The sequence below is a fragment of the Rhizorhabdus sp. P4_G5 genome (assembly GCF_056401065.1).
The window spans coordinates 35,396-48,497 of record NZ_JBFUKB010000014.1 but is presented as its reverse complement, the minus strand read 5'-3'; the positions used below and the strand labels follow the sequence as shown (position 1 = coordinate 48,497).

Annotated in this window: 14 protein-coding genes; 6 read left to right on the top strand and 8 right to left on the bottom strand. The window is 65.7% G+C overall.

Features of this window, described 5'->3' with window-relative positions; translation table 11 throughout:
* Positions 1-234: 234 nt before the first annotated feature.
* From AC1DQK_RS18645 to AC1DQK_RS18635, 3 genes are all read left to right on the top strand, one after another.
* Complete coding sequence (locus tag AC1DQK_RS18645; RefSeq protein WP_477873276.1) at positions 235-705, top strand: hypothetical protein; 471 nt, start codon at positions 235-237, stop codon at positions 703-705.
* Positions 706-800: 95 nt separating this feature from the next.
* Positions 801-1,352, top strand: coding sequence for a 2'-5' RNA ligase family protein (locus AC1DQK_RS18640; protein WP_477873274.1), 552 nt, complete (start codon positions 801-803; stop codon positions 1,350-1,352).
* 277 nt (positions 1,353-1,629) lie between these two features.
* Positions 1,630-2,220 carry a permease gene (locus AC1DQK_RS18635; protein WP_477873272.1) on the top strand — a complete coding sequence of 197 codons (591 nt, stop codon included), beginning with the start codon at positions 1,630-1,632 and terminating at the stop codon, positions 2,218-2,220.
* Between the two features lie 18 nt (positions 2,221-2,238).
* On the opposite strand, the gene ung is transcribed toward AC1DQK_RS18635, so the two are convergent.
* From ung to AC1DQK_RS18605, 6 genes are read right to left on the bottom strand one after another with little or no spacing between them, the layout of a single operon-like run.
* Positions 2,239-2,943, bottom strand: a complete 705-nt coding sequence (gene ung, locus AC1DQK_RS18630) for a uracil-DNA glycosylase (RefSeq protein WP_477873270.1) — start codon at positions 2,941-2,943, stop codon at positions 2,239-2,241.
* A gap of 45 nt (positions 2,944-2,988) precedes the next feature.
* Positions 2,989-4,203, bottom strand: coding sequence for a murein hydrolase activator EnvC family protein (locus AC1DQK_RS18625; protein WP_477873268.1), 1,215 nt, complete (start codon positions 4,201-4,203; stop codon positions 2,989-2,991).
* Positions 4,203-4,625 (bottom strand): 23S rRNA (pseudouridine(1915)-N(3))-methyltransferase RlmH, encoded by a 423-nt coding sequence (locus tag AC1DQK_RS18620; RefSeq protein ID WP_477873266.1) that lies wholly within the window; start codon positions 4,623-4,625, stop codon positions 4,203-4,205. Before AC1DQK_RS18620 ends, AC1DQK_RS18625 begins: the two co-directional genes overlap by 1 nt.
* A 32-nt stretch (positions 4,626-4,657) precedes the next feature.
* Positions 4,658-5,026, bottom strand: a complete 369-nt coding sequence (rsfS, locus tag AC1DQK_RS18615; protein ID WP_477873264.1) for a ribosome silencing factor — start codon at positions 5,024-5,026, stop codon at positions 4,658-4,660.
* A gap of 9 nt (positions 5,027-5,035) precedes the next feature.
* A complete protein-coding gene (locus tag AC1DQK_RS18610; protein ID WP_477873262.1) occupies positions 5,036-5,668 on the bottom strand; it encodes a nicotinate-nucleotide adenylyltransferase in 633 nt (210 codons plus the stop codon).
* 9 nt (positions 5,669-5,677) lie between these two features.
* Positions 5,678-6,196 carry a vgr related protein gene (locus AC1DQK_RS18605; RefSeq protein ID WP_477873260.1) on the bottom strand — a complete coding sequence of 173 codons (519 nt, stop codon included), beginning with the start codon at positions 6,194-6,196 and terminating at the stop codon, positions 5,678-5,680.
* Positions 6,197-6,349: 153 nt separating this feature from the next.
* Here AC1DQK_RS18605 and AC1DQK_RS18600 point away from each other — a divergent pair, with 153 nt between their 5' ends.
* The gene (locus tag AC1DQK_RS18600) at positions 6,350-6,934 is read left to right on the top strand and encodes a LolA family protein (RefSeq protein WP_477873258.1); all 585 of its coding nucleotides are present in this window, start codon (positions 6,350-6,352) and stop codon (positions 6,932-6,934) included.
* Positions 6,935-7,216: 282 nt separating this feature from the next.
* Here the strand turns inward: AC1DQK_RS18600 and AC1DQK_RS18595 are convergent, their stop codons facing one another.
* Positions 7,217-9,502: a TonB-dependent receptor gene (locus AC1DQK_RS18595; RefSeq protein WP_477873256.1), complete on the bottom strand. Its 2,286-nt coding sequence runs from the start codon at positions 9,500-9,502 to the stop codon at positions 7,217-7,219.
* Positions 9,503-9,851: 349 nt separating this feature from the next.
* On the opposite strand from AC1DQK_RS18595, the gene AC1DQK_RS18590 reads away from it, so the two are divergent.
* Both AC1DQK_RS18590 and AC1DQK_RS18585 read left to right on the top strand, forming a co-directional pair.
* A complete protein-coding gene (locus AC1DQK_RS18590; RefSeq protein ID WP_477873254.1) occupies positions 9,852-10,427 on the top strand; it encodes a cysteine dioxygenase family protein in 576 nt (191 codons plus the stop codon).
* Positions 10,428-10,431: 4 nt separating this feature from the next.
* Complete coding sequence (locus AC1DQK_RS18585; protein ID WP_477873252.1) at positions 10,432-11,664, top strand: rhodanese-like domain-containing protein; 1,233 nt, start codon at positions 10,432-10,434, stop codon at positions 11,662-11,664.
* 52 nt (positions 11,665-11,716) lie between these two features.
* On the opposite strand, the gene AC1DQK_RS18580 is transcribed toward AC1DQK_RS18585, so the two are convergent.
* Positions 11,717-13,087, bottom strand: a complete 1,371-nt coding sequence (locus AC1DQK_RS18580) for an LLM class flavin-dependent oxidoreductase (RefSeq protein WP_477873250.1) — start codon at positions 13,085-13,087, stop codon at positions 11,717-11,719.
* Positions 13,088-13,102: the final 15 nt, after the last annotated feature.

Sequence of the window (13,102 nt, the reverse complement as noted above, 5' to 3'; positions counted from 1 at the left end):
CCACCGCATCGATCACCCGGTCACGCAAATCCTGAGAATAGGCTCGTGGCATAAAGGCTGGCCTCCAAACCCAGCCCCAAGCTTGAATCACACCTCGGCCGCCTTGGGAATCCCAATTCGATTCAAGCTATTCGCAGCGCGCTCTAAGGGCTGCGTCACCGCGTGTCGCTCCACCCTCTTGCCGTAACGATTGTGAGCGGGTATGTTCTCCATTCGTTCCAGCGGAGGCGCGGCATGTCACTGATCAAGACAACCGAGGAGAGCTTTGAGTTTCCAGTGCTCGGCTTCACCTCAGATGGGGATTTCTGCGGATTCCCCGACATGGACATCCTGACGATCGCGGCTCCGGCGATGATCAAGCGCGGCATGCACGAAGGCATGCTGCTTATCGACAATGGAAATAACCAGTGGGTCGTCCGATCGGTTCGAACCAAGGGCAGGGCCGCGCGCTGGACGTTGTTGGGGATTCTCCTGTACTTGCCGCCGTCCTGGCGTGTCGAACATGAGCTCGAGAAGCTCCCGCCGCTGTCGCTGGATGAGATCAAGGACCGGACCTGCGCCGCCGTGCGCGTCAGCTGGTATGACGGTTATGAGGCGGATGGCCAGGAGGATGAGTTCGAGGCGCTGCTCGACCAGGTGCGATCGGCCCGCGATGTCGCGCATATCTATCAAGTCCTCGGCATTGACGAGTTCGCGGGCTTGTGAAACGGCCTTATGATCGTCGCGACTGGGTGCTGACGTAAGTTCTTCTTTTGTTCTTATCCCAAATCGCGTAGGGAGTCGAACGAAGGAGAAACGCCATGACCCTGCGCCGGCCCTTTGACGATAGCGACGAGCTTGTCCTCCACCGCCTGTTCTTCGCGCTGATGCCGAGTGCGGAGGCCATCGAGGAGATCGCTGCGGTGCGCGACGGGATCGGCGTGGCGCGCAGCCATGTCGCCGATGACCGGCTGCAGATGACGCTGTTTGCGCTCGACCTGCCGATGACGCCGCCGCCGGGGCTGGTCGCGGCGATGGGGACGGCGGCCGCGACTCTGGCAGGGCCGGGGCTGCGGATCGTGCTGCAGGAGGTGGTGAGCAACGGCCACGTCACCTGCCTCAAGCCGGGCGATCACATGCCGGTGCTCAAGGCGTTCCAGCAGAAGCTCGCGCTGACAATGGCCGACGCCGGGGTGTGGCCCAATCGCGGCTTCCGCTTCGATCCACATGTTACCCTGGCCTATGGGCAGGAGGAAAGCTTCCGCCGCCCGGTCTGGCCGATCAGCTGGCGCGCCGGCGAGTTCGTGCTGGTCCACAGCCTGGTCGGGCTGACCGAGCATGTCCCGCTGGGGCGCTGGGCGCTGGCTGGCTGAGGCCGCCAAAGGTTCGCCGCTCGCACCAAGGAATCGTTCGAATACAGGAACTTACCAAATGCCGTCATTCCAGCGAAAGCTGGAATCTCTCTGCGCTGACATGTCGAGGAAAGGGGCAAGAGAGATCCCAGCGTTCGCTGGGATGACGAAAACGAGGGGGGTGGGATCTCTCCTCAAGCGCCGCGTCAGGCGGGATCCCCCATTCGCACCGCTCTGGACGCCGCGCTCGATACGCGACACACTCCCGCGATAGACTTTCGATCGGGGGATTGAAGGAATGACGTTCGACCGGCGCGCCATGCTCGCGCTGCTGCCCGCGCTGGCGCTCGCCGGCCGCCTGTCCGCGCAGGAGCCCGCGCCGGGCATTCCGGGGCAGGCCGGCTTCCAGGCGGAGCTTGCGCCATTCTGGGATCAGCTGGCGATGCTGCCCAGCATCCGCGTGCCGGCGAGCGGCGGGCCCTCGGCCGGCATCTGCTACATGTTCACCAACAAGGACTGCGCGGTCTGCCAGCTTGTTCACAAGGAATATCCGCGCGGCTTCCGCCATATCGAGATGCGCTACATCATCTATCCCTGGCCGGGCGAACCCTATCGCGAACTCAACTACATGTACCGGCCCGAGACCACGCCCGCCGACTATGAGACCTATATGGCACACAGGCTGGCGGCGCAGTCTTCGTCCGACAGCAGCGCGCAGGTCGACCTGGTGACGGCGGTCGCGGCCGACATGGCGCATGCGCTGATCGAGGGCGACAGCTTCGGCACCCCCTTCTTCTTCCACGCGCTGCCCGGTGCGACGCCGGGCAGCCTGCTGTTCAGCGCCGGCGACATCGTCGCGATGGCGCCGCTGCTCGACCGGGGAGCGTAGGGGCGATTTGTCAGGCCGTCAGGCGGCCCCGATGTCGGGCAGCGACCAGTCGATCGGCGGCAGGCCCCGCGCCTCCAGGAAGGCGTTGGCCTTCGAGAAGTGGCGGCAGCCGAAGAAGCCGTTGTGCGCGGACAGCGGCGAGGGGTGCGCGGCATTGAGCACGAGATGGCGGCCGCCCCGGTCGGTCGAGTCGACGAATGCCGCCTTCTTCTGGGCGTAGCTGCCCCACAGCATGAACACGACCGGCTCGGCCCTGGCGTTGACGAGGCGGACGATCGCGTCGGTGAACCTCTCCCAGCCGCGGTCGCGGTGCGAGGCGGCGAGGCCCATCTCGACGGTCAGCACGCTGTTGAGCAGCAAGACGCCCTGCCGCGCCCAATGTTCGAGAAAGCCGTGGCCGGGGCGCGGCAGGCCGAGGTCGCCGTGCAGCTCCTTGTAGATGTTGACCAGGCTCGGCGGCGGGCGGACGCCGGGGCGGACGCTGAAGCACAGCCCATGCGCCTGGCCCTCGCCATGATAGGGATCCTGCCCGAGGATCACGACGCGGACCTTGTCGAGCGGCGTCAGATCGAGCGCGCGGAACCACTCGCCGCCGGCCGGGAAGATGCGCTTGCCGCCCGCGCGCTCGCCGGTGAGGAAGGCCTTGAGCGCGGCCATATAGGGGGCGGCGAACTCGTCGGCGAGCGGGGTCTTCCAGCTGTCGTGGAGCTTGATGTCGGGCATGGCGGATGTTTGGCGCAGGACGGCGGTTCCGACAACTGCCGATCGTCACCCCCGCGCCATGATCGGCAGGATGTCGACCGGCGCGCTGTTGTGGCGCAATTCGACGGTGATGCGCGGATCGCGGTTTTCGGCGGTGCCGATCGGGCTGCCCTGGATCACCTGCTGGCCGACCCGGACGCCGAGCCCGGCCAGGCCGGTGATCAGCGTCGCCCAGCCATTGTCATGATCGATGATGACGATCCCGCGATAGCCGCGGAACGGGCCGGCATAGGCGATCCGCCCAACCGCGGGCGATACGACCTGCGCGCCGCGCGCCGGGGCGAGGGTCAGTCCCTTGGCGCGCACCCCCGACTGGGAGATCTCGCCCATACCGGCGACGAGCCTGCCGAGCACCGGCAGTCGGTAGAAGGGCGGCGCATTCGCCGCCGCCGCCAGCGCGGCGAGTTCTGCGGGCGGCGGCGGCGCCTGGCCGGGGATCGGCGGGCGCAGCCGGGGGCCGGGCAGGCTCGCCAGCCGCATGCGGATGTCGGCCTGGTCGCCGAGGTCGGCGATCAGCTGGGTGATGTCGCGCGCCTTCTCGCCCATCGCGATCACCCGGTCCTGCTCGGCCATCGCATCGTCGATCAGGCCCTGCGAGCGCCGGCGCTGGTCGGCCTCGAGCCGGGCGAGCGCGTGGCGATCGGTCTCGAGCTGCCGCTGCTGATGGCGCAGCTCGGCCACGGCCTGCTCCGCCTGGCGGCGCAGCGCATCCCCGCGCGCCACTTCGGCGCGCAGGCCGGCGGTCCGGGCGCGGATCTCGGGCAGCGTCGAGCCGAGCAGCGCGCGGACATGGACCATGTCGTCCACCGAGCCCGGCTGGACCAGGGCCAGCGCGGCCGGACGGCGCGCCATCGTCTGGAGCGCTGCGGTCAGCCGTACGATCGGCCCCTGCCGTTCGGCGAGCCGCGCCCGCTGCGCCGCGCGCAGCCGATCGACGATGACGACCTGCGCCTGCGCGGCGGCGATGCGCGCTTCGGAGGCCTGGATCGCGGCGGCGGCGGCGGCCTGCTCGGCCTGGGCGCGGTCGGCGGCGCGGGAAATCGCCTTGGCCTGGTGCTCGAGCCGTGCGGCGCGGCGCTCGGCGGCGGCCGCGTCGCGCCGTGCCGAGAGCAGCGCGCGCTGCTGCTCGGCGACCATCGGATCGCGATCGACGGCCGGGGCGCTGGCGGCGCAGGCCATCATCGCAGCGGCTGCCAGGATGGCGATGGCGCGCGTGCGCATCACCCTTCCCGATGATAGGGATGGCCGGCCAGGATGCTGGTCGCGCGCCACAGCTGCTCCGCCAGCATGGCGCGGGCGAGCATGTGCGGCCAGGTCGCCTTGCCGAAGGCGAACAGCAGGTCGGCATCGCGGCGCTGGTCTTCGCCGAAGCCGTCCGCGGCCCCGATCAGGAAGCGTATCTCGCGGACGCCATCGTCGCGCCAGCGACCCAGCTTTTCGGCAAAGGCCATCGATCCCAGCTGCTCGCCCTTTTCGTCGAGCATGACCAGCATGGTGCCGGGATCGCGCGGCGGCAGCTTGCCGCCGGTGTCGGGCAGTTCGGTGATGCGGGTCGGCCAGGCGATCCGCTTCAGGTAGCGGGCGACCAGCTCGGCCTCGGGGCTGCGGCCGATCCTGCCCCGGGCGACGATGTGCAGCAGCAATGCTTTCCCGGCCCCCGCCTGCTGCCGCTATGTCAGGCCTGGGCCGCCAGCGGCGCGGCGGGCGCGTCGCCGAAATTCCACATCCGCTCGAGATTGTAGAAGCTGCGGACTTCGGGGCGGAACAGGTGGACGATCACGTCGCCCGCGTCGATCAGCACCCAGTCTGCGGTTGGCAGGCCTTCGATGCGGACGCTCTTGCCGGTTTCGCTCTTGATCTTGTCGGCGAGCTTCGTCGCCATCGAGGCGACCTGGCGCGTCGAACGGCCCGAAGCGATCACCATGTGATCGGCGATGGACGACTTGCCCGCGAGCGGGATCGTCACGGTCTCGACAGCCTGGTCGTCGTCGAGAGATTTCAGCACGAGCTCGTGGAGCTTTGCTGAAGGGTCTTGGGCGGTCAAATTACCTCCTCATGGAAGCGGCTGGCGCGTCAAACGATCGCGCAAGCCTGTGTTGCTGTAGGAAAGATGCCAGCTAGGGTCCTTGGCCCGGAGCCGCGTTGCGGAACCGCGATCAGGATAAAAGTGCAGCAGCACGAGCGCTGGCGGTCTCCATGCCGTCCACTCCTTCGCCTTGGCCACGGGCCGGACGAAACGCCGTAACCAGCCCATCGACCTCGAGGCCCGGGCACCACCATCATAGCCCGGCCGGGCGACAACGGCAATGGCGACGCTGCGCGATATGCCGCGCCAATCATGCCATCGGTCGAATTGCGCCAGATTGTCGGCGCCCATGATCCAGATGAAGCGGCGGTTGGGATAGCGGCGGACCAGCGCGCGCAGCGTATCGGCGGTGTAGCGGGTGCCGAGCCGTGCCTCGATGGCGGTCGGCCGGATCGGTGCGCGGCGGGCCATGCGCTCCGCCGAGCCGAGCCGCGCCGGCAGCGACGCCATGTCCGACGCCCCCGCCTTCAGCGGATTGCCGGGCGACACCAGCCACCACATCTCCGCCAGCCCCAGCGCGCGAACCGCGAACAGGCTGATATGCCTGTGACTGTAATGCGCGGGATTGAAGCTGCCGCCGAGCAGGCCGGTTGGAATCATAGCGCCGCTCTAGCGGGTGGCGATATGTTCGGGAAGCCCGGCGACCGGCGTGAGGGTGAGCGGGGAGGTTGGAGCGAATGGCAGCAGCGCTTCATATCGCTCAAGTCCCGGCTTTCCCGGCCGGGCGACGCCGCGCCGCAGCAGGAAGGCATCGGCGACGATCTCGGCCTGCTGCTCGATGCCGTAGCGGGCGAACGGCCGGCCCGGCATCAGCCTGTAGGCGTAACGGCAGAAGGGATGGCGCATCAGCGGCAGATACCATCGCCCGCGCTGCTGCGCCTGCCAGACATGGGTCATCTCATGGACGAAGAGTGCCTGCATCGCCAGGCTCTCCGAGGCATAGCAGGCACGGAACAGCCCGCCACCAGGATGGCACCAGATCGCGCCGTCGGGCGCCATCAAGGTGCTCCTGGGCTGGAACGGCCACCAGCGTGCGTTGTGGACGACCGCGCGGTCGATATCGATCGCGTCGCCGAACATCGAGCGGACGAGCGCATGTTCGGCGGAGGTGAGAGGACGTGCGGTCATCCGCCCCATATAGTGCGCCCCGATGCGAGGAGGAGGAGGAGGAGGGAACATCGCCTGCCGCCCGCGCTTCATTCCCAATTCACCCCGGCTTGGGCATAAGCGCGGTTGCAACGACAGAATTGGAACCGCATGCGCCCGCTCTTCGCGTCCCTGATGCCCTTCGCGATCATCGCCGCGCCTGCCGCCGCCGAGACGGGGGGGGCGCTGGCCGCGGTGTCCGCGCATCTGCGCGGCATCAGCACGATGACGGCCGATTTCGTCCAGACCGACCGCAGCGGCAAATCGCTGTCGGGCACGCTCAGTCTCAAGCAGCCCGGGCGGATCCGCTTCCAATACCAGAAGGGCGTGCCGCTGCTGATCGTCGGCGATGGCAGCGCGTTGACGATGATCGACTATTCGGTGCGCCAGGTGTCGCGCTGGCCGGTCGGCAATTCGCCGCTGTCGGTGCTGATCGATCCCCGCAAGGATATCGGCCGCTTCGCCCGCGCGGTGCCGTCGGCGATGCCGGGCATCACAATGATCGAAGCGCGCGATTCCAAGCATCCCGAATTCGGCACGATCACCATCGCCTTTGCGCGCGGCGCCGGGCCGGGCGGGCTCAGCCTGCAGGGTTGGACGGTGCTCGATGCGCAGAATGGCCGTTCGACGGTGCGGCTGGTGAATCAGCGTTACGGCGTGCCGATTTCGGACAGGACGTTCCATTGGGACGACCCGCGGCCGAAGGGGCCGCAAAAATAGCGGCGCCGTTCATTCAGGCGACAGGTTGTGTAGCCTAATGCTCCTCCAGCGGTCGCGATCGTCCTCGGGATTCCCCCCTGTTGCTCGAGGATATCAATCGCGCCCCGCCTGCGTGACGAACGTCAGGTCGGCCCTCGCTCCCCGCCCCCGGAGCGGGGGCCATTCCTTTTTGAGTTCCTCCCATCCCGTGGAGCATAGGTGGCCCCGGGTGCCTTGCAGCGCCATCTTTCGCCGCGACAGTCCATCTTGCCGGGCTGCATTCACCTGCAACGATCAAGTCGCCTAGAAATGATAGCTTAGATTGATGCCGAATATCCGCGGCTCGCCAAAAACATTGGTCGTATAACCGAGCGAGTAATAATAATTGCCCGCGGCGATCCGGTAGAGCTTGCCGGTCACGTTGTTGGCATAGATCGTCGCGTCGATCGGTGTCCCGCCGATACCATTCCAGGTCGCGCTCAGGTTCAGCAAGCCGTAGCCCTTGATCACGATGTCCGGATCGAAGGCATCCAGGTTGCGGTAGCTGCTCTGATAGGCATAGGTCGCATGAAGCCCGACGGTGCCGATCTCGGCGCCCAGCTCATGCTGGTAATCCGCCTTGAGCGCGAGCTTGTGCTTGGGCGTGTAGGGCAGCCGCATTCCGGAAAAATCGCCCTGAGGACTGATGAACGCACCATAATGGGCATCGAGATAAGAATAGTTCAGGCCGACCTTGAATTCGCGCGACAGCGCGGCATCGGCTTGGACCTCGATGCCCTTGATCGTCGCATTTGTCGCATTGACGACATAGACGCCCACCCCGCCGCCAAAATCGGCCGGCAACGCGCGCTGGATGTCCTTATATCTGTCGCGGAAGCCGGCCACTGAGGTGCGCAGCTCGATGTCGCCCAGCCAGACCGTGGCCTTGGCGCCGAGCTCGATGTCGTCGACCTTCTCCGGACCGAAGCTCGCCGCGGCCGAAGCCGGCGGCGCAATCAGGTTGAAGCCGCCGCTCTTGAAGCCGCTCCGCGCGGTTGCATAAAGCAGCACGTCCTTCACGGGCTCGTAGCTCAGGGCGGCGGTGTAGGTGTCCGCGGAAAAATTGCGTGGCGCGAAGACGTATCGGCAGTTCGGATAGCTTCCGGGCAGATAGGAGCAAGCCCCTCCGCCTTCGAAGCTGTTGCCGGCCTGTAGATAGCTCTCGGTGTAATCCTCGCGCCTGTCATGCGTATGACGATAGCCGAGCGTCAGCCTGAGGCTCGCGAGCGACGGTGTCAGCGTGCCGAAGTCTAGCGTGCCCTGTCCGAAAACGGCCTTGCTGGTGAGTTCGTCGGCTAGCCTGGACAGGACGACCGGCCCGCCGAAGATACGCTGCGCAGTAAGCTCGTTCTTGGGCTGGTTGTGCTGGTAGTAGCCGCCGATCGTCCAGGACAGCATCCCGCCGGTCGTCTTGCCGGAAAGCTGAAGCTCGTCGGTGAACTGGTTGATCGCAGGCGTGGCGTTGTTCTGTGGCCCGCCCCACGCCGGCGTCTCGAAATAGTCGACGAGGGGGAGCACCGACCCGTCATTGTCGAAGGTGACGCTGGATCGGAAACGGGTGAAGCTGACGATGTTCTTGAGATCGATCGTTTCGGTCAAGCCGACGGTCGTGCGATTGACGATCGTGAGCACCTTCTGCTGCTCCTGCTGGGGCACGCCCATGCGGGTGCGGCGCGGACCCAGCACCGCCTGCTCGTCGGCTGCGGCCTGTGCGGCCTGCCCGAAGATGAACGCGGCCGGACCCAGCGGATTGACAAGCGACAATTTGGTGCCGACGCCATGCTCGTCACGGTCCGTGTAATTGACCACGGTATAGTTCTCGATCCCGTCGACCGGCTTTACAAGCAGCGAGGCGCGTGCCGCGAGGTAGTTGATATTATCATAGCGCGTGCCGGTGCCGACATCGCGGGTAAAGCCATTGCGCGTGCGATGGGTCATGCCGGCGCGAAACAGAACCTTGTCTTCCGCCAACGGGATGTTGACGACCGCTTCTTGCTGGAAGTTGTTGTGGTTGCCATATCCAAGCGTGACGTAACCGGCGAGCTTGTCAGTCGGGCGCTGCGGTTCGAACAGGATGGCGCCACCAGTCGTGTTGCGGCCGAACAGCGTTCCCTGAGGCCCATTCAGCACCTGGATATCGGCGAGGTCGAAAAGCATGCCCGAGCCGCCGCCGCCGCCGGGCATTGGGACTTCGGCGAAATAACCGACGACCGCCGGATCGGTGCCATATGTCGTGCCCTGGCCGCGCAAGGTATAGTTGTCGGAGTTCCGCGTCGTGTTGGAGCTTATGTTCAGCGACGGCGCAACATATTGGACATCCCTGATTGACGTCATGTTGGTCTGCTTGATCAAGCTGCTGTCGAACACGCTCGCCGAAAGCGGAACCTTTTGCAGGTTCTCCGTCTGACGACGCGCCGTGACGACGACCTCGTCCAGGCCGCCTTGATCCGAAGCGCCGGATGTGGCGGCTTCGCCCTGTGCCGCCGCGGACGCCAGCAGCACGGACAGCAATGCGCCCAATCCGGCCTGTGCCGAGATATATCGCTTCACAATTCCCCTCCCGCTCTGTCTATCATCCTGCGCAACTACCAACAGACAGCGGACACTGCGAGTAGCCAAACCCCGGGTAGTAAAAAAACGCTGCGGATGGCCTGCCGTTCGGCTCGCCAGTCCATGTTGACCCAAAATGCGAACAAGACGCTCTCGTTGGGACAAGAAGATTGGTACCGACAGCCAACCGGCTCAAGGTACATGACGGCTCACCCGAGCCGGTTGACGAGTGGTGTTCCGTCGGCCCGCGTTCCCATGAGCGTTTCTCATAATCGACCCCGAACTCTCATTGGTCTCAAGCTACGGCAGGCAGGATGCTGGTTTTCGGATATGCTATTGGAACAGTTCGGTGTGTGACGTCATTATGCCCTCGCTCGACCCTTTGCGCCAGTTTATCGGCAACTTGGACGGCATCGTCCGCACCGGCGACGAACCGCTGATCCTGGCTCAAGGCGGAAAGGCGCTCGCAAGGCTCGTGGCCCGCGACGACTGGCTTCCGCCAAGCTACGCCGCGCCGGATCGCGAACGCTACCGTCAGTATCGGCTATATGGCGACCCCGCCGGGCGCTATTCGATCGTCAGCTTCGTCTGGGGACCTGGGCAATATACGCCCATCCACGATCATACCATATGGGGACTTATCGGCGTGTTGCGCGGCGCTGAGATCGCCGAAAGTTTCGCGCCGGGCGCAGCTGGCCTGGAGCCGGCGGCCAAGCAACGGCTCGACGCCGGCGCCGTCGATGCGGTATCTCCGCGGATCGGCGACATCCATCGCGTTCGGAACGCCTATAACGATCGCGTATCGATCAGCATCCACGTCTACGGCGCTGACATCGGCATGGTCCACCGCCATGTTTATGACGAGACCGGCCGGAAAAAGGCCTTCGTCTCCGGCTATGCCGAGGCGCCTGCTCTCCTGATCTGAAGAGGTGAATTTGAATCCGACCTGCTCTCCCGCCGATGTTCGGCGCGCGCTGCTTCTGCGCAGCGAAATCGCTTTGCTCGACCTGCGAACGGAGGCCGCTTTCGCAACGGGCCATCCGCTGTTCGCCGCCAATCTCGCGGCCGACCGGATCGCGCTGGAGGCGCCGGTTCGGCTGCCGCGACGCGATATCCCGATCGTGATCTATGATGACGGCGAAGGATTGGTGGACGGGGCCCGCGCCAGTCTCGGCGCGCTCGGCTATTCCAACATCGCGTCGCTGGAAGGCGGCCTCGGCGGCTGGGCGGAGACGGGCTATGAACTGTTCGAGGATGTCAATTCCTACTCCAAGGCGTTCGGCGAATTGGTCGAGGCGCGGCGGCACACGCCGTCCTTGTCGGCGCAGGATGTCGCCGCGCTGATCGAGGAGAAGGCCGATATCGTCATCGTCGATGCGCGTCGCCCCATCGAATATGCGACGATGAACATCCCCGGCTCGCTGAGCAGCCCGGGCGCGGAACTGGTGTTACGGGCCGGGGCGGTCGCGCCCGATCCTGACACCACGATCATCGTCAACTGTGCTGGGCGCACCCGGTCGATCATCGGTGCGCAGTCGCTGGTCAATGCCGGCATCGGCAATCGGGTGTTCGCCCTGCGCAACGGAACCATCGGCTGGTCGCTCGCGGGGCAGGCGCTCGAACATGGCGCGGATCGCCATGCGCCGAGCGGCGATGCGGACAGTGCCCGTGATGCGGCCCGTGCAGTTGCCTATCGCGCCGGGGTGCGTCGCTTGTCCGCGGCCGATGCCGAGATTCTCGCCGCCGATCATCGCCGCACGCTCTATCGCTTCGATGTGCGCACCGCAGAGGAATATGCGGCTGGTCATCTCCCGGGCTTCCGCCATTATCCAGGGGGGCAGCTGGTGCAGGAGACCGATATGGCCGCTCCTGTCCGCGGTGCCCGGATATTACTTGCCGACGACCTCGGCTCGCGAGCCGACATGACCGCCTCCTGGCTCGCGCAGATGGGATGGGAGGTCTATGTCCTCGACAGCTTCCAGGTGCGGCTGGACACCGGGGCCGATCATCCGCTTCCGCCGGTTCCCGTCGCCGATCGCTACAAGCGTCCTTATGAGGGGACCGACAATGCCCGCGAGGCGATGCAGGCCTATCTCGATTGGGAATATGGCCTGGTCGAGCAACTCGAACGCGACGCAACCCACGGCTTCTACGTGATCTGATTAAAAAGCAGCGGCCCCCGCCGATATGGGAGGCCGCTGCCTTCCGTGCGCCTCAGGCTGCTGCGCTGTCGAGGGCTCGTATCGGCGTGACCGGCTCGGCAGCGGTCCGCTTGTTGGTCGGGATCGGCAGGCCGAGATTGCCGCGCAGCGTGCTGTGCTCATATTCCGTACGGAACAGGCCGCGCTCCTGCAGGATGGGCACCACTTCCGCCGTGAAGCGGCGGAACTGGCTCGGATGACCGGCGTGGATGTTGAGGCCGTCCAAGGCGCGCCCTTCGAACCAGCGCTGGATCTCGTTCGCCACGGTTTCGGCCGAGCCCACGAACGGGCTGCGCTGTTGCGCGCGGCCACCTTCCACCACCTGCCTGAGCGTCAGGCCGTTGGCCACCGCCGTCTCGGTGATCTTCTTGGCCTGGGTGAAGAAGCTGTTGTGCGCCAGCTCGAGCGCCTGGGCGGGGAAGGGCGCGTCGAGGTCATATTGGCGGAAATCGTGCCAGCCGAAGCTGCGACCGAGCTCGCCCAGCGCGCGTTCGAAGCTATGATCCTGTTCCCGGTAATGGCGCTCAATCGCACGTGCGTCGTCGTCATTGTCGCCCACCGTGACGGTGAAGCCGGGCAGGATCACGATCTCGTCGGGGTTGCGGCCGAGCTTCGCCGCCCTGCCCTTGAGGTCGGCATAGAATGCCTGGCCCTGCTCGATCGATCGTGCATGGGTGAAGATGCCGTCGGCGATGGCAGCACCGAGATCGCGCCCCTGCTCGCTATCGCCGGCCTGGAAGATGACGGGCTCGCCCTGTGGCGAACGCTCGATGTTCAGCGGCCCGGTGACCGAGAAGAACCGTCCCTTGTGGTTGAGCGCATGGAGCTTGGTCGGATCGAGGAAGACCCCGGTCTCGCGATCGCGGACGAAGGCGCCATCCTCGTAGGAGCGCCACAGGCCGCGCGCCACGTCGAGATATTCATGCGCACGGCCGTAGCGCGTGTCATAATCATAATGTTCGTCCTTGCCGTAATTGCCGGCGGTGCCCGCGTCGCCGCTCGTCACGACATTCCAGCCCGCCCGGCCACGGCTGATGAGATCGAGCGACGCCAAGCGCCGGGCAAGATTGTAGGGGTCGTTGTAGGATGTCGTCGCGGTCGCGATCAGGCCGATATGCTTGGTCGTGACCGCCAGCGCCGACAGCAGCGTCAGCGGCTCGAGCCGGTTCAGATAGTGCGGTGGCGAGTGCGGCGTGATGAACTGGCTGTCGACGATGAACACCAGGTCGAATTTGGCCGTCTCGGCGGCCTGGGTGACTTCGATATACCAGTCGATGTTCACGCTCGCATCGAGCGGAATCTCGGGATCGAGCCAGCGATGATGTTCGCCGGGTCCGCCGACGCCGGTGGGGACCAGGCCAAGCTTGAGCTGTCGTTTCGCCATGAATGTCACTCCTTG

Bases quoted from the DNA above. Each gene is read 5' to 3' on its own strand.
- AC1DQK_RS18645 (WP_477873276.1), top strand. From the start codon at position 235: ATGTCACTGATCAAGACAACCGAGGAGAGCTTTGAGTTTCCAGTGCTC.
- AC1DQK_RS18640 (WP_477873274.1), top strand. From the start codon at position 801: ATGACCCTGCGCCGGCCCTTTGACGATAGCGACGAGCTTGTCCTCCAC.
- AC1DQK_RS18635 (WP_477873272.1), top strand. From the start codon at position 1,630: ATGACGTTCGACCGGCGCGCCATGCTCGCGCTGCTGCCCGCGCTGGCG.
- ung (WP_477873270.1), bottom strand. From the start codon at position 2,943: ATGCCCGACATCAAGCTCCACGACAGCTGGAAGACCCCGCTCGCCGAC.
- AC1DQK_RS18625 (WP_477873268.1), bottom strand. From the start codon at position 4,203: ATGCGCACGCGCGCCATCGCCATCCTGGCAGCCGCTGCGATGATGGCC.
- AC1DQK_RS18610 (WP_477873262.1), bottom strand. From the start codon at position 5,668: ATGATTCCAACCGGCCTGCTCGGCGGCAGCTTCAATCCCGCGCATTAC.
- AC1DQK_RS18605 (WP_477873260.1), bottom strand. From the start codon at position 6,196: ATGACCGCACGTCCTCTCACCTCCGCCGAACATGCGCTCGTCCGCTCG.
- AC1DQK_RS18600 (WP_477873258.1), top strand. From the start codon at position 6,350: ATGCCCTTCGCGATCATCGCCGCGCCTGCCGCCGCCGAGACGGGGGGG.
- AC1DQK_RS18580 (WP_477873250.1), bottom strand. From the start codon at position 13,087: ATGGCGAAACGACAGCTCAAGCTTGGCCTGGTCCCCACCGGCGTCGGC.